This is a genomic window from Qipengyuania vulgaris (assembly GCF_009827325.1).
Taxonomy (GTDB): domain Bacteria; phylum Pseudomonadota; class Alphaproteobacteria; order Sphingomonadales; family Sphingomonadaceae; genus Qipengyuania; species Qipengyuania vulgaris.
On the sequence record NZ_WTYC01000002.1, the window covers coordinates 282,967 to 308,834 of the forward strand.

Annotated in this window: 18 protein-coding genes and 1 tRNA gene; 13 read left to right on the forward strand and 6 right to left on the reverse strand. The window is 60.2% G+C overall.

Annotated features, from left to right (window positions below; genetic code table 11):
• Nucleotides 1–83: 83 nt before the first annotated feature.
• Entirely contained in the window at nucleotides 84–2,051 is a 1,968-nt protein-coding gene (gene uvrC, locus GRI69_RS05800) for an excinuclease ABC subunit UvrC (RefSeq protein ID WP_160727317.1), read from the reverse strand.
• 40 nt (nucleotides 2,052–2,091) lie between these two features.
• Here uvrC and GRI69_RS05805 point away from each other — a divergent pair, with 40 nt between their 5' ends.
• Nucleotides 2,092–3,399, forward strand: coding sequence for an APC family permease (locus GRI69_RS05805; RefSeq protein WP_337191031.1), 1,308 nt, complete (start codon nucleotides 2,092–2,094; stop codon nucleotides 3,397–3,399).
• A gap of 1 nt (nucleotide 3,400) precedes the next feature.
• Entirely contained in the window at nucleotides 3,401–4,585 is a 1,185-nt protein-coding gene (locus GRI69_RS05810; protein WP_160727319.1) for a BaiN/RdsA family NAD(P)/FAD-dependent oxidoreductase, read from the forward strand.
• Here GRI69_RS05810 and GRI69_RS05815 read toward each other — a convergent pair.
• Nucleotides 4,582–7,338, reverse strand: coding sequence for a TonB-dependent receptor plug domain-containing protein (locus GRI69_RS05815; RefSeq protein WP_237452963.1), 2,757 nt, complete (start codon nucleotides 7,336–7,338; stop codon nucleotides 4,582–4,584). The two genes, GRI69_RS05810 and GRI69_RS05815, sit on opposite strands and share 4 nt — an antisense overlap.
• A 205-nt stretch (nucleotides 7,339–7,543) precedes the next feature.
• Here GRI69_RS05815 and infA point away from each other — a divergent pair, with 205 nt between their 5' ends.
• From infA to GRI69_RS05855, 8 genes are all read left to right on the forward strand, one after another.
• Nucleotides 7,544–7,801: a translation initiation factor IF-1 gene (gene infA / locus GRI69_RS05820; protein ID WP_006833527.1), complete on the forward strand. Its 258-nt coding sequence runs from the start codon at nucleotides 7,544–7,546 to the stop codon at nucleotides 7,799–7,801.
• Between the two features lie 6 nt (nucleotides 7,802–7,807).
• Nucleotides 7,808–8,383, forward strand: coding sequence for a Maf family nucleotide pyrophosphatase (locus GRI69_RS05825; RefSeq protein ID WP_160727321.1), 576 nt, complete (start codon nucleotides 7,808–7,810; stop codon nucleotides 8,381–8,383).
• Nucleotides 8,376–9,323, forward strand: a complete 948-nt coding sequence (locus GRI69_RS05830) for an Rne/Rng family ribonuclease (protein WP_160727322.1) — start codon at nucleotides 8,376–8,378, stop codon at nucleotides 9,321–9,323. Before GRI69_RS05825 ends, GRI69_RS05830 begins: the two co-directional genes overlap by 8 nt.
• On the forward strand, nucleotides 9,316–9,495 hold the full coding sequence (locus GRI69_RS05835) for a DNA gyrase inhibitor YacG (protein WP_160727323.1): 180 nt from the start codon (nucleotides 9,316–9,318) through the stop codon (nucleotides 9,493–9,495). The genes GRI69_RS05830 and GRI69_RS05835 overlap by 8 nt, the downstream gene beginning before the upstream one ends.
• An 88-nt stretch (nucleotides 9,496–9,583) precedes the next feature.
• Nucleotides 9,584–9,659, forward strand: a tRNA-Phe gene (locus GRI69_RS05840).
• Nucleotides 9,660–9,734: 75 nt separating this feature from the next.
• Nucleotides 9,735–11,057 carry a cation:proton antiporter gene (locus GRI69_RS05845; RefSeq protein ID WP_160727324.1) on the forward strand — a complete coding sequence of 441 codons (1,323 nt, stop codon included), beginning with the start codon at nucleotides 9,735–9,737 and terminating at the stop codon, nucleotides 11,055–11,057.
• A 110-nt stretch (nucleotides 11,058–11,167) separates the two neighbouring features.
• On the forward strand, nucleotides 11,168–11,974 hold the full coding sequence (gene purC, locus GRI69_RS05850; RefSeq protein ID WP_160727325.1) for a phosphoribosylaminoimidazolesuccinocarboxamide synthase: 807 nt from the start codon (nucleotides 11,168–11,170) through the stop codon (nucleotides 11,972–11,974).
• A gap of 74 nt (nucleotides 11,975–12,048) precedes the next feature.
• Nucleotides 12,049–14,091, forward strand: a complete 2,043-nt coding sequence (locus GRI69_RS05855; RefSeq protein ID WP_160727326.1) for a DUF3857 domain-containing protein — start codon at nucleotides 12,049–12,051, stop codon at nucleotides 14,089–14,091.
• Between the two features lie 12 nt (nucleotides 14,092–14,103).
• On the opposite strand, the gene GRI69_RS05860 is transcribed toward GRI69_RS05855, so the two are convergent.
• The gene (locus tag GRI69_RS05860) at nucleotides 14,104–14,985 is read right to left on the reverse strand and encodes a diacylglycerol/lipid kinase family protein (protein ID WP_160727327.1); all 882 of its coding nucleotides are present in this window, start codon (nucleotides 14,983–14,985) and stop codon (nucleotides 14,104–14,106) included.
• A gap of 162 nt (nucleotides 14,986–15,147) precedes the next feature.
• On the opposite strand from GRI69_RS05860, the gene GRI69_RS05865 reads away from it, so the two are divergent.
• Nucleotides 15,148–18,024, forward strand: a complete 2,877-nt coding sequence (locus tag GRI69_RS05865; RefSeq protein WP_160727328.1) for a M16 family metallopeptidase — start codon at nucleotides 15,148–15,150, stop codon at nucleotides 18,022–18,024.
• Between the two features lie 75 nt (nucleotides 18,025–18,099).
• Here the strand turns inward: GRI69_RS05865 and GRI69_RS05870 are convergent, their stop codons facing one another.
• The gene (locus GRI69_RS05870) at nucleotides 18,100–20,319 is read right to left on the reverse strand and encodes a TonB-dependent receptor (RefSeq protein ID WP_160727329.1); all 2,220 of its coding nucleotides are present in this window, start codon (nucleotides 20,317–20,319) and stop codon (nucleotides 18,100–18,102) included.
• 296 nt (nucleotides 20,320–20,615) lie between these two features.
• Between GRI69_RS05870 and purS the strand changes: the two genes are divergently transcribed.
• The gene (gene purS, locus GRI69_RS05875) at nucleotides 20,616–20,849 is read left to right on the forward strand and encodes a phosphoribosylformylglycinamidine synthase subunit PurS (protein WP_160727330.1); all 234 of its coding nucleotides are present in this window, start codon (nucleotides 20,616–20,618) and stop codon (nucleotides 20,847–20,849) included.
• Nucleotides 20,849–21,526 (forward strand): phosphoribosylformylglycinamidine synthase subunit PurQ, encoded by a 678-nt coding sequence (gene purQ, locus GRI69_RS05880; protein WP_160727331.1) that lies wholly within the window; start codon nucleotides 20,849–20,851, stop codon nucleotides 21,524–21,526. Before purS ends, purQ begins: the two co-directional genes overlap by 1 nt.
• A gap of 5 nt (nucleotides 21,527–21,531) precedes the next feature.
• On the opposite strand, the gene GRI69_RS05885 is transcribed toward purQ, so the two are convergent.
• Entirely contained in the window at nucleotides 21,532–23,847 is a 2,316-nt protein-coding gene (locus GRI69_RS05885; protein WP_160727499.1) for a putative bifunctional diguanylate cyclase/phosphodiesterase, read from the reverse strand.
• A gap of 172 nt (nucleotides 23,848–24,019) precedes the next feature.
• A complete protein-coding gene (glmS, locus tag GRI69_RS05890; RefSeq protein WP_160727332.1) occupies nucleotides 24,020–25,843 on the reverse strand; it encodes a glutamine--fructose-6-phosphate transaminase (isomerizing) in 1,824 nt (607 codons plus the stop codon).
• Nucleotides 25,844–25,868: the final 25 nt, after the last annotated feature.

A 25,868-nucleotide genomic window follows, 5' to 3' on the forward strand; every position in this document is an offset into this window, starting at 1 on the left:
GATCCTCGAGCCTTCTGATGGTAGTTTACACCTCAGGCCGTCGCGCGTCATTGATCGAGCGCAATCTGGCCGAGACCCCAAACTCAACCGCCCGCGTGATAGAAATCGTAGATCTGCTGGGCGACGCCTGCACTAATTCCCGGTGCGCGCTGGAGGTCCTGCAGCGATGCGGCGCGGACTTTTCCCGCCGTGCCAAAATGTAGCAGCAGCGCCCGCTTTCGTGACGGCCCGATGCCGGGAATTTCGTCGAGCGGCGAGGCCGTGATCGCACGGCTGCGTTTCGCTCGGTGGGCACCGATGGCGTAGCGGTGAACTTCGTCGCGCAGGGTCTGGAGATAGAACAGGAGCTGCGAATTGACCGGCAGCGTCTTTTCGCGGCCGTCGGGGAAGTGGAACACTTCGCGCCCTTCGCGCCCGTGGTGCGGGCCCTTGGCGATGCCGACCACGGGCACCTCGTCCGCGATTCCCAGATCCTCCAGCACGCCCATCACGCTCGAAACCTGCCCCTTGCCGCCATCGATCAGCAGCAGGTCGGGCCAGATCGCTTCGTGACCCTTCCCATTTGGCGCGCTCTCATCTGAGCGGTCGGTCTCCGCAAGCTTGCGGAAACGGCGGCCCATGACCTCACGCATCATTGCGAAATCGTCGTTTGTCTGCGCGGTTCTGAAGTTGAACTTGCGGTACTGACCTTTTTCGAAGCCTTCAGGACTGGCGACCACCATCGCGCCCAGCGCCTTGTCGCCTTGGATATGGCTGTTATCGTAAATCTCGATGCGCTGGGGCACCTCCTCCAGTTCGAGGAATTCTGCCAGCTCGCGCAGCCGCTGCGCTTTCGTCCCGCTTTCCGCCAGCCGCCGCTCGAGTGCTTCGGTGGCATTGCGCTGTGCCTGCTGCATCAGCTTGCGCCGGTCGCCGCGCTGGGGGATCGAGATCACGACCGCATGGCCAGCCTTCTCCGCCAGCGCTTCCGCGATCAGTTCCTGCTCGGCCAGTTCCCGGTCTGTCAAAATCGTCTTGGGCGGCGGAACCTCTTCGTAGAATTGCAGCAAAACGTCGGACAGCACTTCTTCCTCGGCCAGATCGGCTGTATTCTTCGGGAAGAAGGCCTTGTGTCCCCAATTCTGTCCGCCGCGAATGAAGAAGGCCTGTACGCCGATCTGACCACCCTTGGCAGCCAGCGCGAAAACGTCGGCATCGCCGACGCCGCTGGCGTTGATTGCCTGGCTGCCTTGGATGAAGGTCGCCGCGCGCAACCGGTCACGCAGGATCGCCGCGGTTTCGAAATCGAGGTTCTCGGCCGCCTTGGCCATCTGTTTTTCGATATTGGACTGCACCGCACCCGACTTCCCCGAAAGGAAGTCCTTGGCTTCCTGCACAAGGCTTTCGTAACCCGCTTCGTCGATCCGGCCGACGCAGGGGGCCGAACAGCGCTTGATCTGATAGAGCAGGCAAGGCCGGTCGCGATTGTTGAAGAAACTGTCGGTGCAAGACCTCAGAAGGAACAGTTTCTGCAGCGCGTTGAGCGTCTTGTTGACAGAGCCCGCGCTGGCGAAAGGGCCGTAGTAATTGCCCTTCGCCCGCCGCGCGCCGCGGTGTTTCTGGATGCGCGGAAAGGCATGGTCGGCGCGTAGCAGGATGAAAGGGAAGCTCTTGTCGTCGCGCAGCAGCACGTTGAAGGGCGGGCGGTACCGCTTGATCAGCTGCGCTTCGAGGAGGAGCGCCTCGGCTTCCGAATTGGTGACGACTATTTCCATCGCCCGGGTCTGGCTGATCATCCGCTGGAGCCGGATAGAAAGGTTCTTCACTTGCGTGTAATTCGCCACCCGCGCCTTGAGACTGCGCGCCTTGCCGACATAAAGCACGTCGCCCCGCGTATCGAGCATGCGATAGACGCCGGGGCGCGGCTTCAATGTCTTCACCGTGTCGCGGATGGCCTTGATCCCGGTTTCGAGATCCGGCTGCGCGCTGGCCACGGTTTTGGTGGCGCGTTCCTCGTGGAAACGCTCCTTTCCTCTCGGATCGTTGGGAGAACCGGCCTTGCTGCGCGACATGGCGGTGGAGATAGTGCGCGCGAGGCGCTTGTGCAAAGCCGTGTTTGCCGCCATCCCCGCCGGGATGAACGAAAGCTACGACGCTCCGCCACGTACCGTCGGTTTCTGGGGAACGGCGCTGTTCCCGATAAACGGCATGATCGGAGCGGGCATCTTCGCCCTTCCTGCCGTACTGGCAGCCAGTGTGGGAAGTTTCGCCCCCTGGTTGATGCTGGCGGGCGGGATCGGCTTCCTGCCACTCGCGCTGTGCTACGCTTGGCTTGCCCGCAGGTTCGAGAATAGCGGCGGGCCAGTGCTTTACGGTGAAGCCGCGTTCGGGCGCTTCGTCGGCTTTCAGGCAGGCTGGGCCCGCTATGCCAGTGCGATCGTGACCGCGGCTGCCAACACCAGCGTGATGGTCGCCTATCTCGCTGCGGTGTGGCCCGCTCTCGCCAATCCGATCGCGGAAGCTGGCGCGATTGCCACGATCCTCGCCATCGTCACACTCGTCAATCTCGTCGGCATGAGCCGCGCCGTCGGCGCGCTTGGAGTGATGACCGTTATAAAGGTCGTACCGCTCATCGCACTCGTCGTTTCCGCGCTCTTCGCCGCCGATCCGGACATCGGTTTCGCTGTCCCGGAATTCTCGGCCGTCGAGACGGTGGTGCTCCTCACATTCTATGCCTTCATGGGTTTCGAGGCGGTGGTCGAACCCGCCGGCGAAATGCGCCGACCGCGGCGCGACATCCCGCTCGCCATCATCTCCATGGTGGCGGCAGTGACGCTGCTCTACATGGCCGTGATCTGGGGCTATCTCGCGATTGCTCCGGCAGTCGTAAACGAAGACAATGCGCTGGCCGGTGCAGCTCTGGAAACAATGGGGCAGATCGGTGCGACAGCCATCGTCATCGCCGCCGCAGTCAGTATCGCCGCGAACAATTTCAACGGTTCGACCACGCAACCGCGCATCCTCTACGGCATGGCGCAGCGGGGGATGTTGCCCCTGTGGTTTGCAGGCATTTCCAAGCGTTTCGGCACTCCGGGCAATGCGATCCTCTTTACCGGCGCGGCCTCCATCGCTTTCGGCGTGTGGGAAGGATTCGCCGTACTGGCGATCGCGGGGACTCTGATCCGGCTGGTGACCTACTGCATCTGCGCCGCTGCCCTTCCTGTGCTCGAGCATCGGGAAGGAAAGGTGCAGCCTTTCCATGCGCTATGCAGCGTGCTGGCGATCGCCGTCAGCCTGTTCGTTGCGGCGCAGGTCGATACAAAGGCCATCCTCGTACTGGCGGGCATGATCGGTTTGGGCGCCGTGTTCTATCTTATAGCCGGGAGAAACGCGGCACAAACCGAACTTCCGGTCGCCTGACATGGCGGATCGTTACGACGCGATAGTGCTCGGAGCGGGAGCCGCCGGGCTGATGTGCGCGGCACGAGCAGGCCAACAGGGTCGGCGGGTGCTGGTGCTCGAAAAGTCGGAAAAGCCGGGCAAGAAAATCCTGATCTCTGGCGGCGGGCGGTGCAATTTTACCAATATCGGCGCAGGCCCTGCGAACTATCTTTCGTCCAATCCGCACTTCGCCAAATCGGCGTTGGCCCGTTACACGTCCCGCGATTTCCTCGCACTGGTGGAAAGCTACGGTATCGCCTGGCACGAGAAGACACTTGGCCAATTGTTCTGCGATGGATCGTCGAAGCAAGTCGTCGAAATGCTTGTGGTGGAATGTGCCAAGGGCGGTGTCGATATCTTTTGCAGCGAGCAGGTGGCAGAGGTTTCGCAAGAAGATGGCTTTACGGTCGTTACGCACGCCGGAAGCTATTCCGCACCCAATCTGGTGATCGCCACTGGCGGCCCTTCCATTCCCAAGATGGGCGCAACCGGCTTCGCTTACGATCTCGCGCGGCAGTTCGGTCTCAAAGTCGTCGAACCACGTCCCGCGCTGGTTCCGCTGACACTGGGGGGAGAGGAGGTGCTGTTCCGCGAAATCTCAGGGGTTTCCGCGCCGGTCGTGGCGAGCGTGGGCAAGGCGAGCTTTTCCGAAGCCGCGTTGTTCACGCATCGCGGGCTGTCCGGCCCTTCAATACTGCAGGCCTCCTCCTACTGGAAGCCAGGCGAAGACGTCGCAATAGACTTCTTGCCGGACCACACCGGCAACTGGCTGCTCGACCGGAAACGCGAAACGCCTCGCGCCACCCTGCGCTCGGTCCTGCGCGAGGCACTGCCAGACCGTCTCGCCGATATACTCGCCGAAAAGCTGGGGCTGGAAACGGAACTCGGCAATGCGAGCGACCAGACCCTGCGTACGGCAGAAGATCGCCTCAAGAGCTGGTCGTTCCGGCCGACCGGCAGCGAAGGCTTCGCCAAGGCCGAAGTAACAGTCGGCGGCATTTCGACCGCCGAGCTGTCGTCGAAGACGATGGAAGCCAGAAAGGCCCCCGGCCTCTATGCAATCGGAGAGGCAGTCGACGTGACGGGCTGGCTCGGCGGGTACAACTTCCAGTGGGCCTGGGCGAGCGGTGTTGCTGCGGGCGATGCCATCGCGGGCAGCGTCTAGAACGCCTTCCTGACCTCGATACCGAAATAACGACCGGTGGGATCGATCCTGAACGGTTCGTAGGCATCAGGAACAACTCCGTTCTCGTCGGTAACCCTCCTGCGGGCGTCGAACACATTGTCCATCATTGCCGAGACGCGCAGGCCCTTGAGAAAACCATCTTCCTTGTCGAACGCTTCGCCCAGATCTGCGAACAGGCGAATATCTACCGTCGCCAGATCGCCGAAGAACAGATCGCTCGATCCGGGTAGTTCTCCTCCGCGAAGGACGGCCCCGCCGACATATTGGCCCGAAAGCCGGAAACCATAACCCTGCCAGAAGATGCCGCCCTGCAACCTCGAGCTATGGCGCGGAACTGCCCCGCCGCCGAGCACGAAGCCATCGATCTGATCGAACAGCGGTCCGTTCTCAGACAACAGCACCTCGTTTTCCAGAACGATGTTGTGGTTGAAGCCCAGGAAGTAGCGCGGGCGGGTGTCTTCGTTTCCGCCGCCTCCCATCATCCGAGCCATGCGTCCGCCACCGCCGCGGCGGCCCTGCTGGCCGGATTCGCCGGCAGCAGCGGCATCGGCGCTGCACATACGCTCGCGCAGGGTCTTCAGGCGCTCAGGGTCGATCTCGCCGTCCTCGTTTCTCAGACGTGCGAGCATTTCCTCCGGCAGTGCGTCCAGATTGGGCGGATCGGCACAGATTGCCGTACGCATGGCGGCGAAGCGCTCGCTTCGTTCTTGCGCTTCTTCTCCGCAGAACCGCTCACGCGCAGCCGCGATCTTTGCAGGGTCCGGATTGCCGTTTTCGTCAAGCAGGCGCGCACGGAAAGCTTCCGGGATCTGCGACAAATCGGGCGTCTCGCCTTCCGGTGTATTGCAGAAGACTTCCCGCACTGCCTGCATGCGTGCGGGATCGAAACCGCCGCCCTGCTCGCCCGGCGGCGCTTGCGCTGCAGCTTGCCCGCCTGCGCTTGGCGGTCCCCTGCGCTCGGTCCGTTCGGGTGCCTTGCCGATTTGGCCGCGGGTGTTGAAGCCGAAGGAAAGGATGCGGCTGCGGGTTTCATACAGGGTGAGCGGGCGCCGATCGATAGCCAGAAGCTCACCGTCGGAATCGCGAGTTACACGGTCAGGAAAGGCTTGCTCAAAGGCGGAGCTGAAGGAAGGCGATGACGTGACATCACGCGACCGGTTGATTCCGTAATCGGCGCTCAGGCGCGAATTCTCCCAGAAGGGCAATTCCCAATTGGCGCTGAATTTCCAGTCGTTCTGCGTCTCCGCAACCAGGTCGGGGTTTCCGCCCGTTACGACCGTGGCCAACACCGTTTCTCCGCTGCGATAGTCGAAGACGGTTGAATTGAATTCGTCGATCCGCGGATTACCGAGATTCGCGAGCGAAGGGGCCACTTCGCGATAGATCCGGGTGGCGCTCAGATTGAGGTTTTCGAAAGGCGACCAGTTGGCGCCAAGGCTCCAGTTGGCGAGCGTGCCGAAGTCCGACAAATTCTCGAACCCGCCCGTCGCCGTCAGCGAGATATCGCCGATAACGCCCAGGGGATCGCCGCGCCGGGCAATCGGTGCTGTCACCGTGAGACCGCCGTTTAGGCCTCTGCGCGTCAGTGAAATATCGCTGTCGGCGCGGGAATCTTCGCTTTCGAGCCTCGTCCAGTCGAGACCCAGATCGAGCGTGGTACTCAGTTCGCCGGCCGGAAGCTGGAGCGGGAAGCCGTTCAACGTCAGCTTGTTCGAGGTCGTGTAAGTCCGGCTGCGTGCCGTGTCGAAGCCGCTTGCGTCGTTGCGGTCGATCTCTGTCAGCGAGCGGGTGTGATTGCTGTCGTTCGTAAACGTTGCGTCCCAGGCACCGAGCGGTTTGTTGAAGGTGAGGCCAGCCGAATAGCTATCGGTTTCACCGCGCCGTTCGAGAGGCGTCGCCCCGTCGATCGCCAGGCCGGACAGGCTACGGCTTTCATCGTGCCCAATCGTCCCGTTCAGGCTAATCGAGCTGCCGCTGTCCATGAATGCGCGGGTATAATTGCCTTCGGCCTGCAGGCTCATCGTATCCGATACGAGACTGCGGAACTGGGCCTCGCCGGGGATATCGGTCAGCACCAGCCCACGCTCCGCCTCGGTCAGCAAGCTGCGATCCTGGGCTTCGACATTGAAGTTTAGCCGGCCCTTCTCCCCGATCCTCAGCCAGGTCGCTTCCTGTTCGCTGGCCGAATAGCCGCCAGAACCCGGTTGTTCATATTCCACTTCAACGGTCAGGCTCTGGAAATTGGGCTTGAGGACGATATTGACCACGCGCTGGTCCGGCGAATAGCCGAAGCGCTGCGCCACCTCTTCCGCAAACACCTCCACCTTGGCGACGGCCTCGGGAGGGTAGCTGCGAAATTCGCGCGAGCTCGATACGCGAATACCGTTGATCAGGAAGACGGGCCTGCCCCCGCCGCGTCCGCCTCGGGCACCGCTGCTGGTCGCAGGCTCGATGGCGTCAATAAGATCGGCGATCGATCCCGCGCCGAAAGCGGCGATATCGGCTTCGTCATACTCCGCAAGCGGTGGCTGATCGATGATGAGCTGGCCCTTGAGACGCGTTCCATAAACGACAATGTCGCCTTCGTCTCCGGGCGGAACGGCCGCCTCTGCGTCGGCCGAATTGTCTGCTGGCTGTTCTTGGCCGTCTTCATCCTGCGCCATTGCGGATGGAATTTGCCATACCCATATGGCAGTAAGCGCCAGAAGCGTGGATTTGCCGTATCTATGCATCAAACTCGGGTCTTTCGATTTTGGATCGTCAGGCGCCCTCGCTTGATGACTTCGGCGAAAGGACGAACAAGGACAAGAGTTTGCCGCGTATCGAATTGTCGCGGCAGCCTTGCAGAAGCCTGAATGCCAAACTCTTCCCTTTTATCCCGCCTACCGCTATGGGCGCGCGACATTACTCGACCAACAACATGACTTAAGGACACGAATGGCCAAGGAAGAACTTCTCGAAATGCGCGGGCGCGTTGTGGAACTGTTGCCCAACGCCATGTTCCGCGTCGAGCTCGAGAACGGCCATGAAGTGCTTGGCCACACTGCTGGCAAGATGCGCAAAAACCGCATCCGCGTTCTGGTGGGTGACGAGGTGCTGTGTGAACTGACGCCTTACGACCTGACCAAGGCGCGCATCACCTACCGCTTCATGCCCGGACGCGGCGGCCCCGGCCAGGGCCCCGGCCCACAGTAACCGCGCGTGGGTTCGCCCAAGCTCATCCTCGCCTCCGCCAGCCCGCGCCGCCGCGATCTGATCGCGCGGCTGGGCTTGGCGCCGGATGCGATCAATCCTGCCGACATCGACGAAACGCCCACAAAAGGCGAACTCCCGCGCGACTATGCCCGGCGCATGGCGCGCGAGAAGGCTGAAGCTGCCGCAAGCGACGATGGTTTCGTGCTGGCAGGCGACACCGTAGTGGCGGCCGGCCGCCGCATCCTGCCCAAGGCCGAGGACGAGACGACAGCCCGGCAATGCCTCGAATTGCTGTCGGGACGCCGCCACCGCGTCATGTCCGCCATTGCCTTGCATGCGCCGGACGGCACGGTACGCGAGCGCTTGAGCGAGACGGTGGTTCTATTCAAACGTCTTTCCGGACAAGAGATCGAAGCTTACATCGCCAGCGGCGAATGGCACGGAAAAGCTGGCGGATACGCTATCCAGGGCATTGCCGAGGGCCTGATCACTCGCATTCAAGGCAGCCATTCGGGGGTCGTCGGCCTCCCGCTCTACGAGACACGCGCCTTATTGAAAACGGCAGGGTTCGACATTGCCTGAGTGGCTGATCGAAGAAGGGATCGGCGAAACGCGTGCCATTTTGCTCGATGGCGATACCGTACTGGCTGCAAAATGCCGCTGGCACGGCGAAGTATATTCCGGCCAGACTATCGCCGCAAAGCTGGCAAGCAAGCGCGGTGTCCGGGGAACGGCGATCTCTCCCGAGGGCCGCGAGATTCTGGTCGACAAATTGCCCCGAGACGCAAGCGAGGGAAGCACGCTCGACCTCGTCGTGACCCGTGCCGCCATAACCGAGCAGGGACGCTACAAACTGCCTTCCGCCAGGCCCGCGGGCTCCGTTACGAAGACAGAGGACGGCTTCAGTGGCGGAACAGCCGTGCACCGCTTTCCCGCCGGGACATGGGAGGACATCTGGCTCGCCGCGAATTCGGGGGAGGTGGCATTCAACGGCGGATCGCTGCTGTTTGCCGTTACCCCTGCGATGACATTGGTAGATATCGACGGAGACCTCGATCCCCGCGCGCTGGCGCTGGCAGCGGTCGAGCCACTCGCACTTGCGCTGGTTCAGTTCGATCTCGGCGGTTCGATCGGGATCGATTTCCCCACGCTGGAAGCCAAGACAGTCCGCAAGGCAGTGGACGCCGCTCTCGAAGAGGCGCTGTCGAATTGGCCGCATGAGCGTACTGCGATGAACGGGTTCGGCTTCGTTCAACTCGTCTCGCGGCTGGAAGGACCCTCCCTCCTCCACCGCTTCGCCACGTCGCGGACCGGAATGGGGGTACGCATGGCATTGCGCCGGGCGGAATTGGTCGAGGGTGCAGGTATCACGCTTCTTACAGTCCATCCCGCACTCAAGGCCAAACTCAAGTCTGAATGGATTGAAGAACTCGAACGCAGAACGGGTCGCCCGCTGCGGATAGAGACCGATCCCGGCCTTGCCATCGAGGCCGCTTCTGCCCAGATCATGGGGCATGAATAAATCCTGCCCCATCTGCAAGAAGCCGCGCTCCGAAAACCATGCCCCGTTCTGCTCGGATCGATGCCGGGACCGTGACCTCGCGAAATGGTTCGGTGACAGTTATGCCGTGCCCGGTCGAGCCGCCTTGCCGGAAGAGATCGCCACCGAAGTGGTCACGCCGCAGGACGACTGAAATAGCCCCTTGCCAATCCGCGCCCGCTTCGCCATAGGCGCGCACTCCAGCCGCTGGAGAGCCCCACGAGAGGCCGCAGCGAAGGTAAGCCCGGGTAGCTCAGTTGGTAGAGCATGCGACTGAAAATCGCAGTGTCGGCGGTTCGAATCCGTCCCCGGGCACCACTTTATAGCCTCCGTAGTCACCTCCTTCACTGCGCAGGGTTTTCCTGACCCTCAGGCCGCGCTATCGCTGCCGCCATGCACGAAGAAACCGCGACTGCGCTCTCCGCCTTCGATATCGCCGCATTGCTGGTGGTGGCTTCTGCCTTGCTCGGCTGGTTCAACCACCACTTCATCAGGCTTCCTCACGTTATTGGACTGACCGTGATGGGTGCGCTTGCGGCCAGCGGCCTTATGGTTGCCAACGCGTTCATTCCGGGCGTCACGCTCGACGACTGGGTGTCCGACACGCTGAAGCAAATGAATTTCACCGATACGTTACTACAGGGCATGCTCAGTTTCCTGCTGTTCGCAGGCGCGCTGCATGTGGATCTCGCCCGGCTCAAGGTCGCGTGGCTTCCGGTGCTGTTGCTCTCCACAGTCGGCGTGATGATTTCGACCGTGCTGGTCGGCCTCGCGATGTGGGGCGTCGGGACGCTGCTTGGTCTTTCCATCGCGCCGATCTGGTATTTCGTCTTCGGTGCGCTGATTGCTCCGACCGATCCGGTTTCAGTACTCGGCGTGCTCAAGGAAGAGGCCGTACCGCAATCACTACAGAGTGCAGTTGCCGGGGAAAGCCTGTTCAATGACGGCGTGGGCATCGTGGTCTTCATAATTCTGCTGGGTGCAGCCGTCAGCGGGACCGACTTCTCCCTTGCCGAGGGCGCACAACTCTTCGCGATCGAAGCAGGGGGGGGAATTATCGTTGGGCTGATCGCCGGTTTCGTCGGCTACCGCGCCCTCGCCGGGATGGACGAATATACACTCGAAGTCCTGATCACGCTGGCAGTGGTCATGGGCGGCTACGCTCTCTGCAGCCAGCTCCACCTATCAGGCCCGCTAGCCATGGCGGTCGCCGGACTGCTGATCGGCAATCACGGCGTGACCTATGCGATGAGCGATGTGACGCGAGACTATCTGCTGAAGTTCTGGGAATTGCTCGACGAACTGCTCAATTCGGTGCTGTTCCTGCTCATCGGACTGGAGATGATCGTTTTGATTCCTGGCGTGAACGAACTGATGTTCGGCCTGCTCGCCATTCCCCTCACCCTCATAGCGCGCGCGGTGGGCATCTTCGTCTCGACCAAGACGATTCCGGCTGCACGGCTCCAAGACAAGGGCGCAGGGCGTGTATTGTGGTGGGGCGGCTTGCGCGGCGGCATTTCGATCGCGCTCGCTCTCTCGCTCCCACCCGGGGAAACGCGCGACCTGATCCTCGCTGCTACCTTCGCTGCCGTCTTGTTCAGCGTGCTCGTTCAGCGTGCCACACTCGGACGCCTGATCGAGAAGCTGAAGAAGGAACACGCTCCTGCAGTGGAGGAGGACACTGCCCAAGCCGCCCCCATTCCGCCGCCCGCATGATTGCTTTCGTCACCGCCATCCGGTAAGCGCCGACCGAACGCCCCGGCCTCGTGCGGATCGCTTCGATTCCACTGCCGGGGCGCAAGTTTTTTGCGCGAAGGAAGCATCCGATGGCACGTCGCCGCCAGATTTATGAAGGCAAGGCCAAGATCCTGTACGAGGGTCCCGAGCCCGGCACGATCATCCAGTATTTCAAGGATGACGCTACCGCCTTCAATGCCGAAAAAAAGGGCACGATCAATGGCAAGGGGGTGATCAACAATCGCATCAGCGAATATGTCTTCACGCGGCTGTCACACATCGGGATCCCGACGCATTTCATTCGCCGCCTGAACATGCGCGAGCAGCTGGTACGGCAGGTCGAAATCATCCCGCTCGAGGTCGTAGTGCGCAATGTCGCCGCTGGTTCGCTTTCCAAGCGGCTCGGTATCGAGGAAGGTGAAGTGCTTCCGCACACGCTCATCGAATACTGCCTGAAGGACGATGCGCTGGGTGACCCCAAGGTGTCGGAAGAAGAAATCGCCTGCTTCAACTGGTGCAGTCACGAAGAGATGCAGGACATGGCCAGCATGGCTATCCGCATCAACGATTTCCTTTCGGGCATGTTTGCCGCGATCGATATCCGCCTGGTGGATTTCAAGCTCGAATTCGGCCGCATCTGGGATGGCGACTACAGCCGTACAATCCTTGCCGACGAAATCAGCCCCGACGGCTGCCGTCTGTGGGACATCAACACCGGTGAAAAACTGGACAAGGATCGCTTCCGCCGGGACCTCGGCGGCGAGAGCGAGGCCTATCAGGAAGTGGCCCGCCGCCTCGGCATCCTTCAGAATGAAGACAGCGGCCCGGGCGAAGTCCTGGACATGAGCGCCCACCGCACACGTCTGCGCACCTCGATCAAACCACCGAAAAAATAAATTAGATAATTCCACGGCTTGGTGGTTGCCAATCCGTCCCGCCGCGTCATGTTATGCGCGACAGGGAGGGTTGAATGACTTTGTTCAGAATGCGGATATTGATGGCCGGTCTTTTGCTGTCCGCCCCGATTTCGGCGCAAGCGCAGGACATCGAGCATGGGCCAGTGCCCGACTGGGTGACCGAGATAAACCCACTCCCTGTGCCGGACGATGCAACCGGGTTGCTATTTATCCGCAAGCAGCAAAGTGCCGTTCATCTTGTTGCCGATGGTCAAGAGACTTTCCAGTCACAACATTTCGCCTTGCTCAATCCGCAAGCACTTCAGGCGGGCAACATCGCCATCGAATGGAATCCGGCAGCCGGTAATCCAACCGTTCACCGGCTGCTTGTCCATCGAGGAAACGAGCGTATCGATGTGCTCGAAACTACCGATTTCGAAATACTTCGGCGTGAAGATCAACTCGAGCAAGCCATGCTCGACGGACATCTTACTGCCGTGTTACGCGTACCCGATCTGCGGGTGGGCGACGAACTTGAGCTTGCCTATTCGATGCCGACTCATGACGTCGTGCTGGGAGACGAGAGCTTCGGAATACTGTTTCTCGGAGACAGCGCGCCTCAAGGACGGATCGCATTGGAACTATCCTGGGAAGAAGGACAGGAACCCGCAGTATCCATACCGGAGGGGCTAAAGCCATTTACAACGAAGACGGAGAACGGTGTCTCCTTCCTCTCGGATAATATCCCCAATGAGATAATGCCGAAAGGCGCGCCCCCTCGTTATGCTTGGCATCGCATCCTGCAATACAGCGACTTCAACGCCTGGCCTAATGTCTCAAGGCGCTTCGCTGACCTGTTCGACCAAGCTTCGAGGTTGTCATCAGCGTCGCCAATAATCGATGAGGCCAGGCGAATCTCGGATCAATATGAAGGGCAGCGAGAGCGGGCACAGGCTGCCCTCGATCTCGTCCAACAGCAGGTCCGGTACATCTACGTCGGCTTGAATGGAGGCAATTTCGAGCCCACTGACGCGGATACCACCTGGCAACGCCGTTATGGCGACTGCAAGGGAAAGACGGCATTGCTTCTGGCGCTGTTGAAAGAGCTCGACATTGAAGCGCGAGCGGTGCTGGTCCAGAATCAACTCAGCGACGATGGGCTTAATGAAAGATTGCCCTCCCCGGCGGCCTTTGACCACGTTCTCGTGCAAGCTCAAATCGACGGTGAAACACATTGGCTTGATGGCACTCTCCCGGTCGTCGCAGAAATGGATGCAAAGCCGTTCTTACCTTATCGCTGGGCACTTCCACTGACAGCAGAGGGGGCCGATCTACAGGAAATCCCTCGCAAGCCTTTCGAGCTTCCGCAGGAAATGGTTCTTTACGAACTCGATGCCCGCGCCGGGTTCGATGCTCCGGCTCGCCAAGTAATTACCTCCGTTAAACGAGGCTTCGAAGGGATCATCGAATATTCGCGGCTTTCCACGCTGACGCCGGACCAAATCGAAGAGGTTTTCCGGAATCAAGCCGGTGGAGAATGGGACGAGATCGAAAGCGTAACCTATCGCTTCGATCGTTCAACTGGAGCCAGTATCCTCACAATTACCGGGACCGGCCCGCTTGATTGGGACAACGAAGGGGGCGGTGCGTACGATCTGACCTTGCCTGGAGGAGGCTTCAATCCTCCGCCGCGCCTGGGCCGTCCGAAAGACCAGGACCAAACTGCGCCTTACTACACGGAGCCGAATTACAGCTGCCACGTAACGACAGTTCGGTTGCCCGAAGGGACTAGCCTCGAGAATTGGGGCTACAACTCGACGTTTGACACGATGATGTATGGGCGCGTCTATTATCGGATGATGGAAGAGCGGGACGACCTGACCATCCGCATGGTTAGGGGTTCCCGCGTCGAGATAGCGGAAATTACTCCCGCCCATGCAGAACGTGACAACAAACGATTAGGCAGGTTCGATAATTCGATGGCCCGGATCACTTACGATCCGGATAAGATAATGAACCCATGGGGAAAGCAAGCTCCGGTTCCCGCAGTTTACGAATTCGATTGGATTGGGACGGATTCTCACTGTCTTCCCGAAGACTTGCACTCCGTCGATTAGCCAGCCTTATCCTCAGATCACGTACCGGAGCGCCAATCCACTAGGTGCGATGGCGTAGGCGCAGTCGGGCATGTGGTCGCCGTCGACCTGCACGGGGGTAACGCAGCGGTCGAACTCGACCCGGCGGCAACTGCGCACTTTCGCCTTTGCGAAGCGTTCGACCGGAAGGCCGAGCATGGCGGCCAGGCTCAACGCGATGATGCCGAACCGAGAACCCTCCCGCAGCGTGATCACTTCGACAGAATCTGCATGCAACGCCGCCTCCGGGCTCATTCGGAAAGGCCCTGCATAAAGCGCCGCGTTCGATACGATGACCGCCTCGGCTTCGTCCTCAAATGCCTCCCCTTCGGTCGTCGTCCCGCGCACGATCATCGGCGCGCGCGGCCATTCGCGCATTTGCTGCATCATGGCGATGACATACGCATACCGGCCGATACGCTTTTTCAGCTCTCCCGAAACGCGGGCGACCGCGTGGCTGTCCGGGCCGATGGAAAGGCATGACACGATCGGAAGTTCACCCAGCCGGTAGAGCGGGGCGTGCACCCATGCTTCTTCACCGCGCGCCCAGCCCTCGGCGATCTTCTTCGCGAATTCGCCCGGCTTGCGGGGATAATTCAACTCTCTCGCGACGAGATTGATCGTTCCCGAAGGAGCGACGCATATCGGCGTGCCTTCCGCATTTTCGCCGAGGGACCGCACGACATCCCGCAACGTTCCATCGCCGCCGAGCACGCAGATGAGATCCGCACGCCCAGTAAGTCGGGCGCCTTCTGCAGTTGTCGGCAGTGAAGCAACTTCGAAGCCTTCGCTCTCCAAGGCGCCAGCGAGCGCAGCCAGATGCTTCTGCGAGAAGCTCCCCGAAACCGGGTTGTAGACAAGGTCGATTGCAGCCATCGCCACCGGCTCTACCTTGCTGATGCCAAAAGAGAACCTGCAATTCATCGGAAGACGAGTGACCTTTGCAGATCGCGGGGCACCTATTCTTGCCCTCAGCAGCCCAATCTGTACCCTCTTATCCGGGACGGTCGCGTTTGCGGCTGAATGAAGGGACGCCAGATGAAATTACTGAATGTGACGCGCGCGGTTGCCGCGCTCCCCCTCATCGCACTCGTCACACCACTAGCCGCGCAGGATGCAGGGCCAGTGCAGACCGAGGCTCAACAGCGCAGCGAAACCGCTTGGGGCCTGCCGATCTACGATATCGCACACGATGCGTCAGTTCGGTACGGCATCCTTGATAACGGCATGCGCTACGCGATCATGCGCAACCAGACCCCAGACGGTGCGGTTGCCGTTCGATTCGGATTCGACGTTGGCTGGGTCGATGAACAGGACGACGAACTCGGCCTCGCGCATTTCATCGAGCATATGGCTTTCAACGGTTCGACCAACGTCCCCGAAGGGGAGATGATCAAGCTGCTCGAACGAGAAGGCCTCGCTTTCGGGGCGGACACCAATGCCTCGACCGGTTTCGAGGAAACGATCTACAAGCTCGACCTGCCGCGCAATGATGCCGACTTGCTGGGAACTGCGCTCATGCTGATGCGCGAAACGGCAAGCGAACTCAGCATTGCCGCAGATGCGGTCGATCGAGAGCGCGGCGTTATTCAATCCGAAACGCGCACGCGCAACAATTTCCAGATCCGCCGCATCAGGGATTATCTCAAGTTCATCGCGCCCGATACGCGCTTTGCCGGACGTTTTCGCGCCGACGGGACGATCGAGAATATCGATGCGGCCCCTGCACAGCGTCTCCGCGAACTTTATGCGCGCTATTATCGGCCTGATAATGCGGCGCTGGTGATCGTGGGCGACATCGACGTCGCGGCAGTGGAAGCCGAAGTGCGGGAGCGGTTCGCCGACTGGACCTTGCCCGATGCCGCGATCGAACGCGTCGAGGGCGGCACGATCGACCTCGAAAGAGGACCAGCCGCCGCCAATTTCGTCGATCCGGACGTTCCCTATCTCGTGGTCATCGACCGCTTTGCACCTTATCGCAAACCCCAGAGCACTACGACCGACTTTCGCCGCTCACTCCTTTCGCAGCTCGGCCGCGCCATGCTCAATCGTCGGCTCGAACAGATCGCGAATTCGCCAGATGCCCCGATCATCTCCGGCGGAATTTCGGGAAGTGACTTCTTCGAATTGTACGACCAGGCATCCCTGACCCTGCAGGCCAAGGAGGGCGAATGGCGAGAGGCCCTGTCAATCGGCGAGCAGGAATGGCGCCGCGCGATAGAACACGGTTTTACCCAAGCGGAACTTGCCGAACAGATCGCCAATTTCACCCGCAGCTTCCGGGATTCCGCACAGCAACAGAATACCCGTCAAAGCGCGGGTCTCGCGACCGGCATTCTCGGCACCGCCAAGACCGGACGGATCTTTGTTACGCCCCAGACCAATTGGGAGATATTCCAGCAAATCGCCGACACGATCGCGCCGGAATCCGTCGCCGAAGTATTCCGCGAAGACTATGCGCTTTCCCCGGCCCTGGTCCACGTCAGTTCGAAAGCGCCTGTCGAGGGTGGGCAGCAAGCGATACTCGATGTGCTGGCGACATCCCAGGCTGTGCCGGTAGAGGCACCCTCGAGCGACGAAGTGGCAACGTTTGGTTACACCGATTTCGGCGCACCTGGCGAAGTTGTGTCCGATACCGTGGTTGAGGACCTGAATTTTCGTCAGGTCCGCTTCGCCAATGGGGTGCGCCTGAACCTCAAGTCGACCGATTTCGAGGAAGGCAAATTACGTTATTCGATCCGCATCGGATCGGGCCTTCTTTCGCTTCCCGATGATTCAATCAGCACCGGCCTGTTCCTTTCCACCTCGCTTGCGCAGGGTGGGCTCGTAAAGCACAGCTATGACGAGATCCGTCGCATCATGGCAGGTCGCGATGTAGCAAGCGGATTGAATGTGGGCGGAGACAAATTCTCTACTTCTGGCAGCACGACGATGATCGATCTCGAACTGCAGCTTCAGCTTACCGCAGCATACCTGACGGATCCGGGTTTCCGCGAAGAAGCACTGAGCCGGTGGCAGGCGCTCCTGCCGCCATTCCTCGCCAGCGCAGATGCGACCCCGCAGGCGGTTTCACAATTCGAACTGCCCCAGGTCCTGACGGACGATAATCCCCGCTTCGGTATTCCCTCTCAGGATGGGCTGGAGGCGGTCACTCTCGAACAGGCGCGGGCGCTGTCCTCCGCCCAGTTCGGCTCCGCCCCGATCGAAATCGCCGTCGTCGGCGAAATCGACGAGGCCGCGATCGTCGATGCGGTCGGGCGTACATTTGGCGCGCTGCCCGCGCGAGCAGAGGCGCTGGAACCGTTCGAGGACGCAAGGCAAGCCAGTTTCACGGCTAGGCGAGAACCGGTCACGCTAACTCATGCCGGTGCAGAAGATCAGGCGCTGGCCCAGGTCTACTGGCCCACGACGGATGATGGCGATGCGCAGGAAGAAGCGACGATGCGGCTTCTCGCAACGGTGATGCGACTGGAACTGCTGGAGGAAATCCGCGAGAATTTGGGCGCGTCTTATGCTCCCGGCGCCTCGTCTTCGATGTCGGATACCTATGAAGGTTTTGGCACCTTTTCGACTTCGGTGGTCGTCGCTCCCGGCGATGCCGAGACGGTCTTCGCAACCATCGACTCCATTGCGAAGAACTTGCGCGAAAACCCGGTCGATGCCGATCTTCTGGATCGCGCCCGCCGCCCAATGTTGGAAAATCTCGCGCAGCAGAAGACCCAGAATCCATACTGGCTCGGATTGCTCTCGGAAGCCCAGCTCAAAGTGGACCGACTCGATCGCTATCGTACGCTCGAGACACGATTGCGGAATGTGACTCCGCAAATGCTACAGGAAGCCGCGGCGCGCTATCTGACTGAAGATGAAGCCCTGCGTGTCCGGATAGTACACCAGTCGCTGGCCGAAGACGATTAGGCTAGCCGATACATGGAAAAAGGGCTGGGAGAGCGATCACTCTCCCGGCCCTTTTCTCATGCAGGTTCCGATCGCTTAATGAGCGAAGCGGACCGAGAGGCCGATTACGCGCGGGTCGCTCACGAAACCGGTATTGTTGTTGAAGTCGATCCCGCCCTTCACATTGTCCTCGTCGGTAATGTTTCGTGCGAACAATGCCACTTCCAGGCTGCCATCATACTTGGCGTAACCTACGCGCAGGCCGCCTTCGACCTGATTGTCGGCGCGAAACTCGAAGCTGTCGTAGAGGAAGAAGTTCGTCGCACCCTGATATGTCCAGTCCGTGTAAGCGAAAAGCTCGCCGTCCGCCGAGACCGGCACAGCGTAGCGTGCGGTCAGATCGGCGATCCATTCCGGCGCGTTGGGGAATGGGTTTCCGTCCACAAGTGCACGGTCGGCTCCGCCGATATCCACCAAGGGATCCAGAATCGTACACTGCGCGCAGATTCCCACGGCCAATGCCTCGTCCTGAATTTCCGTTTTGTTCCAGCTTGCACCTCCCGTGATCAGGAAGTTCGGCGTGACCTGGAAGGCGGTGTCCAGTTCGAAGCCGTAGCCCCGACCCTTGTCGGCGTTGACAAGTTGTACGAGATTGTCAGCCCCACCGATTGCAGAGAATTGCGGATCGGTGATGGTGTAATAATAGCCGGCAAGGTTGAACCGGACACGGCGATCAAGCAGTTCGGACTTGAAGCCAGCCTCGTAGCTCATGATCTTTTCGCTGGTCGCGATCGAAGGCGGATTGAAGAAGGCGACGTCGCGGCCCTGGATTGTGGGCGCGCGAAAACCGCTCGCCACACGTGCGAAAAGACTGGCATCGCCGCTTAATTCATAAAATGCAGCAAGATCCCAGCTGATACGCTCATCCGAAACCGAGCGGGCCTGCGGATCGGCAGCGTCCCTGACGAAGAAATCCTTGTCGTCTTCGGTATAGCGCAACCCGCCGGTCAGTTTGAGCGCCGGCGTCACTTCACCAGTCACTTGGCCGAAGACGGCCCAGCTTTCGTTGGTGTGGTTGACGGTAACCGGCGGCGGGAAGTCGAAGCCCACGGTAGTTACATCGAAATCACTGTCGAAGTAGAAGCCGCCGACCTGCCATTGGAAAATCCCGGCGCCGTTCGAGGCGAGGCGGACTTCTTGAGTGAACTGGTCGAGCGCAATCGAATCCCGCGTGTCCGACTGGAAGGGAATAAAGCCCGGACCATCGAGGTTACCGCCATCGATGTCGCCGCGACTGGATCCTTCGCTCTCTGCCCAGCTGCTGATGCTGGTGAATGTGGCAAAGTCAGCCTCGTAATCGGCCTTCAGCGTTGCGATCTCGGCCTTGTACTTGGCCTGATTGCCGGCACCCGCATTATAGAACACGGTATCGCGGTCGTAGTTTTCGTTGAGGTCGTTCGAACCCGGGCCAAGGATGTTGGCGCGAAACAGTGTCGAGGTGCCGTCAAGGTCGCGGACCGAGTAGCTGCCGAGGACCGACAAACGGTCGGTCGGCGTCAACAGCAACTGGGCGCGGCCAGCGATGTCGCTGTAAGCGCCATAAGCGTCTTCTTCACCGGTAAAACCATTGTCGACCCAATCGTCGCGTTGCTGCCACAGACCCGACAAGCGGACAGAAGCAATGCCCGGCATGATCGGAACGGTCACGCCGCCATCGATCGAAACCGAATTGAAGGTTCCGTAGCTGGCAGAACCGGTCACGGCGAATTCGTCGCCCGGCTTGGTAGTATCGATCTTGACGATACCGGCCGGCGTATTACGCCCGAACAGCGTTCCTTGCGGACCGCGCAGCACTTCGATGCGCTCAACATCGAAAATCGGGAAGCTCTTGAGCGTGACGTTCTCAAGAACGACCTCGTCCATCACGACCGAAACCGGCTGCGAGGCGGCGAGATCGAAGTCGGTGTTGCCGAGGCCGCGAATATAGAAGCGAGGGGCAGCACGGCCGTTCGAGCTTTCGACGAACAGGCCAGGCACCCGGCCAGCGAGGGCAGTGATGTCTGCACCGGCGTCGAAGATGGTTCTTGCCGCATCCGCCGAGATGGTCGCAGCCGATACGGCCACATCCTGCAGGTTTTCTTCGCGGCGGTTGGCAGTGACCACGATCACGTCGAGCGCACTGTTATCGGCCTGTTCCGCGCCTGTGGCCTCGGTGTCCGAGCTTCCGACACTGTTTTGGGCGAGTGCAGGCTGCGCAAAGGCAAGCGCCAGCGTGCTAGCGGAGATGAGACGAAGAGGAAGTGAGCGGTCAATCATAGGAGAAGATCCTTGAGACCCGGCGCTACGATCCATTGGCGCGGGGCTGGTGGGACTGGAAAGGGTGAATTGACGAGGCGGGCTGTAACCCAAATGTCGCACAAATCGAGTCACAAACCCGCAGAATGCCGCGGTGCTAAGTCTATGTTGCAATGCAGTGACAGTGAACGGGTGGTCACGAATCGGCTAAGCTATTGTCCGGCCTTGTATTTCCCTCGCAGCTTGCTCTTGCAGCCCTCTCGCGGCATAGGCGCCCGGCATATGCCGACCGCATCGTTCCTATCGAAAGGCACATCATGAAGATTCGCGTTCTCGTCAGTCTCAAGCCCGGGGTTCTCGACCCTCAAGGCCGTGCCGTTCATCACGCGCTGGAGGGGCTCGGTTTCCAAGGCGTCGACGAAGTCCGCATCGGCCGTACCGTCGAACTCGACGTTGCAGACAGTACCAGTGACGAAGCGCTCGCCGATATGTGCGAGAAGCTGCTCGCGAATACGGTGATCGAGAATTACAAGATCGAGAAGCTGGGCTGATGGCTTTCCGTTCGGCGGTCATCACCTTCCCCGGATCGAACTGCGACCGCGACATGGCTGTGGCGCTGGAGCAGGTTTCGGGTAGCGCGCCAGTCCGCGTGTGGCATGGCGATGCAGAATTACCCGCAGGGCTCGACTTTATCGCGCTGCCCGGCGGCTTTTCCTATGGTGATTATCTACGCTCCGGGGCAATGGCGGCGAATAGTCCGATCATGCGCGAGATTGTCCGTGCTGCCGATAGGGGGGTGCCCGTACTGGGCGTATGTAACGGCTTTCAGGTTCTGGCCGAGGCGCGATTGCTGCCTGGCGCCCTGATGCGTAACGCCAGCCAGCACTTCATCTGCCGCACCGTATCACTCAAGGTCGAGAACGTGCAGTCTTTGTTCACCCGAGGCTATGAACCCGGGCAGGAAATCCGCATTCCTGTGGCGCATCATGACGGTAATTATTTCGCCGATGAGGAGACCCTCGACCGCTTGGAAGACGAAGGCCGCATAGCCTTTCGCTACGTTGAAAATTGCAACGGATCGCGCCGCGATATCGCTGGAGTTCTCAACAATGCAGGCAATGTCCTTGGCATGATGCCTCATCCCGAACGCGCCGTTGATTCAGCTCATGGCGGAACCGATGGACTCACCCTTTTCGAAGGGGCCATGAAAGCGCTTGCCAGCGCCTGATATTCTTAGGCTCTTTTGCGCGCGCCCGCAGCGGCGTTCCGGAAAATTTTGCGCGCATCCTCGGAAGGCATGGGGCGGCCGAAATGGAAGCCTTGGATCTTGTTGCAACCGAGTCGACGGATCATCTCCGCCTCCTCCTCGTTTTCCACGCCTTCCGCAGTGGTCGTCATCCCCAAGCTGTCCGCCATGGCAACCACGGCACGAATGATCGCAAGGCTCTCGGGACTGTTTTGCGCCGCTCCCTGCACGAAGGTCCGATCGACCTTGATGGTCGTGAACTTCAGCTTGCGAAGATAGCCGAGTGAGGAATAGCCAGTCCCGAAATCGTCGAGCGCGACCGAACAGCCCAAGGCCATGCACTGCTCCAGAGCTTTGCGCGCAACATTGGCGTCACGCATAAAAATGCTCTCGGTCACTTCGATCTCAAGCCGTTTGGGGTCCAGCCCGCTGTGCGATAGCGCACGGACAACTGTACCCGCGAAGTCGGGCTCTACCAGCTGCTCGGGCGAAACGTTGATATTGACCTTTACGTTCTCTGGCCAGTTGAGCGCCGCTTCGCGGCAGGCCTCCTGCATGACCCACGTTCCAATCGGAACGATCAGGCGCGTATCTTCGGCGAGTGGAATGAATTTCGCCGGGCTGACGAAGCCATGTTCTTCGCTGTTCCAACGGATCAGAGCCTCGAAGCTGACAAGCTCTTCGGTTTTCGCGTCCACGACGGGTTGGTAATGGAGAACGAATTCGTTCTTCTCGAGCGCTGAACGCAGCGAGAATTCGAGCACTCGGCGTTCTTCCGCGTTGCTATGCAGCGCCGGCTCGTACTCGAAATGACCACCGCCACCTTCATCCTTGGCCCGATAAAGCGCGAGGTCGGCATTGCGCAGCAGTTCCTCGACCGTATTCCCATCGCGAGGGCCGATTGCCGACCCGACGCTGGCACCAACGTAAAGTACCTGTCCATCTACATGATAGGGTGTCGAAAGCGCAGAGATGATTGCCTTGGCCAACGTATCCACGCGCTGGCGGTCGCTCGCATCCCGGATGATCACGGCGAATTCGTCGCCGCCGAGCCTTCCGCACAGTTCTCCTTCTCCCATCAGCGGCTTCAGACGGGAAGCCACGTCAGCCAGCATCTTGTCCCCTACCAAGTGACCCAGAGAGTCGTTGACTGACTTGAAGCGGTCGAGATCGATCATGAGCAAGCCGCAACGGGTGCGCCACTGACCGGCATATGCGAGCGCCTGAAACAGCGATTCGTTGATCTGAAGCCGGTTCGGCAACTGGGTGAGGGTATCGAACCGGGCCAGATACTCGATCTTCTCGCTGCTTTCGCGTTGAGTGGTCACGTCCGACCCCACGCCGCGAAAACCCAGCCAGACCCCGTCCTCGTCGAACATGGGCGTGCCCGACATCTCCCACCAGCGGGTCTGGCCGTCGACCAAAGCCTTCACGAGAAGATTGGAGAAGCTCTCCTTTCCCTTGAGCCTGTCCGCCAACTCATGAATGCTGGAAGGAAACTGGCCGGTTTTCCAGCCTTCACCAGAAATTAGCTGAAGGAACGACTTGCCCTCTATCTCCGCGATGTCTTTCCCCATCGCGAATGCAAGGCGGGGACTGACCGAACGCAGGCGCCGGTTGGTATCGATCTGCCACAACCAGTCGGCCTGGCCGTCCTCGAACTCGCGCAGCAGCATCGACACGGTCTCGCTCTTCTCGTGCATCTCGAATTCGGCGAGACGCGCGCCAATCGCCATGCGTGCCGTTTCGATCACGCCGAAGCAGGCAAAGAATGCACTCGCAATTATAATGGCGGCAAGACCGTAATTGAGCGTGGCCAGCGCCGCGACAAGCGACCCGGCGCTTAATGCCAGACTAAAGGCGATGGTGCTCAATGGCGCACCATAACGGCTGACTGCGCTCGCCATCATGAGGAACGCCAGCACCGGCCATAGGTATGCAACCTCGTCCGCAGGACCGAAGATGGCGACCATGCACAGACCCACTGACCAGACGCTTCCCTTAACGGCAGAAGCAAGCGCGTGGCGATGCGACTCTTCCATAGTGAATGCGCGTTCGTCCGCATCGCCTAAGCGGCGGTCGAGACAATAGGAATAGACAACTGCGCAGGTGAGGGCTGCTCCCCAGATACCAAGCACCATGCTCGGAATCGCGCCTCGGCACATCCAGCCAACCACCAACGCAGCGAAAATGTGCAGAGCAATGCGCGTGCCCGCCCGCTGCGTGACCGTGGAGTATTGCCGGCCATGCAGGCGCGCGAAATCTCCGCGTTCGGGCGCATCGAGCCCGATGACCTGTCGCATGCTTAGCGAACTGTCCATTGAGGACGGTACGATTTGGTTCTCGCTCACGCCCTACGGCTTAGGCGCGAAAGGTTATTCTCGAGTAAACCGGAGGCGATTATTCACCCCTTCACGAGCGCTGGCGGTGATCCGACAAATTGGGTCTAAGAAACAGGTATTCTTAGGAAATTTCCTACTCGACGGTGACCGATTTCGCGAGATTGCGCGGCTGGTCCACATCGGTCCCCTTCACGCAGGCCACATGATACGCCAGCAATTGCACCGGGATAGCATATACGAGCGGTGCGATCAGCGGATGGACGCGCGGCATTTCGATCGTGGCAAGGCAACCCTCGCCCGCTTCCTGCAATCCTTTCGCGTCAGATATGAGAACGATCTGCCCGCCGCGCGCACGGACCTCTTCCATATTCGAAATGCTCTTTTCGAACAGCGGACCGGAGGGCGCGAGCACGATTACCGGTACATCGTCGTCGATCAGCGCGATCGGCCCATGCTTCATCTCGCCGCTGGCATAGCCTTCGGCGTGGATATAGCTGATTTCCTTGAGTTTCAGTGCTCCTTCGAGGGCCAAGGGATAGTCCGGACCGCGCCCGAGATAGAGGACATCGCGCGCTGGAGCGATCAGATGTGCCATGCTGGCGATATCGTCATCGTGATCCAGGGCAGCATTCAGCGCCGCGGGTGACTCCAGCAGGTGTCCGACGACTTCCTGCTCCTCCTCGCGGCTCATCAGACCCTTCTTGACCGCCATATGCGCCGCGAGCGCAGCCAGCACGGCAAGCTGGCAGGTGAACGCCTTGGTGGAAGCAACACCGATTTCCGGACCTGCATGTGTAGGAAGCAGCAGGTCGGCCTCTCGAGCCATGGTGCTTGTCGGCACGTTGACGACCGCGCCGATGGTCTGGCCGTTTTCCTTGCAATGGCGGAGCGCCGCCAGCGTGTCTGCCGTCTCGCCGCTTTGCGAAATGAAGAGGGCAAGACCACCGTCTTCGAGAACCGGATCGCGATAGCGAAATTCGGAGGCCACATCGATGTCGACCGGCACGCGCGCGAATTGTTCGAGCCAGTATTTGGCGACCATGCCAGCGTAGAACGACGTCCCACAGGCGACAATTGTCACCCGCTTTACGCTCGAGATGTCGAAGTCGAACTGCGGCAAGGCCACGGAATTGTCTGATTGCCGCAAATAGGAGGAGAGCGTCTGCGCCACCACGGTGGGCTGCTCGAAAATCTCCTTCTGCATGAAATGGCGATAGTTGCCTTTCTCGACGGCAGCGGCGGAAGCACCTGAGCTGCGAATTTCTCGCTCTACCTCTTCGCCGTTTTCATCGTAAATGGTCGCACCCTCGCGACGGACGACGACCCAATCTCCCTCTTCAAGATAGGTGATCTGCTGAGTCAGGGGCGCGAGCGCCAGCGCATCGGAGCCCAGATAGGTTTCGCCATCCCCGTAGCCCACGACCAAAGGCGAACCGCGCCGCGCGCCGATCACCATCTCGGGGTGTTCGCGAAAAACGATTGCGAGCGCAAAGGCTCCCCGAAGACGGGGAAGAACTTCGGCAACAGCCTTCTCGGGCGTCTCTCCCTTTTCCACCAGGCGCGAAATCAGGTGTGCAACCACTTCACTGTCAGTGTCGCTTTCCAGCCTGCGCCCGTCCTCGCGCAGCTCTGCACGCAATTCCTTGTAATTCTCGATGATGCCATTGTGCACGAGCGCGACGTGATCCGTCGCATGCGGGTGGGCATTGTTAGCAGTCGGCGCACCATGCGTGGCCCAGCGGGTATGTGCGATACCCATGTTGCCAGGCGCAGGGTTGTTCGCCAGCTCGACCACCAGATTGTTCAGCTTGCCTTCGGCACGGCGGCGGACCAGGCGGCCGTTGTCGATGGTACAGACACCCGCGCTATCATATCCGCGGTATTCCATGCGTCGCAGTCCATCGACCAGTCTCTCGGCAACTGCTTCCCTGCCGACGATACCGATTATTCCGCACATGCACGTTACCCCTTATTCATTTGTC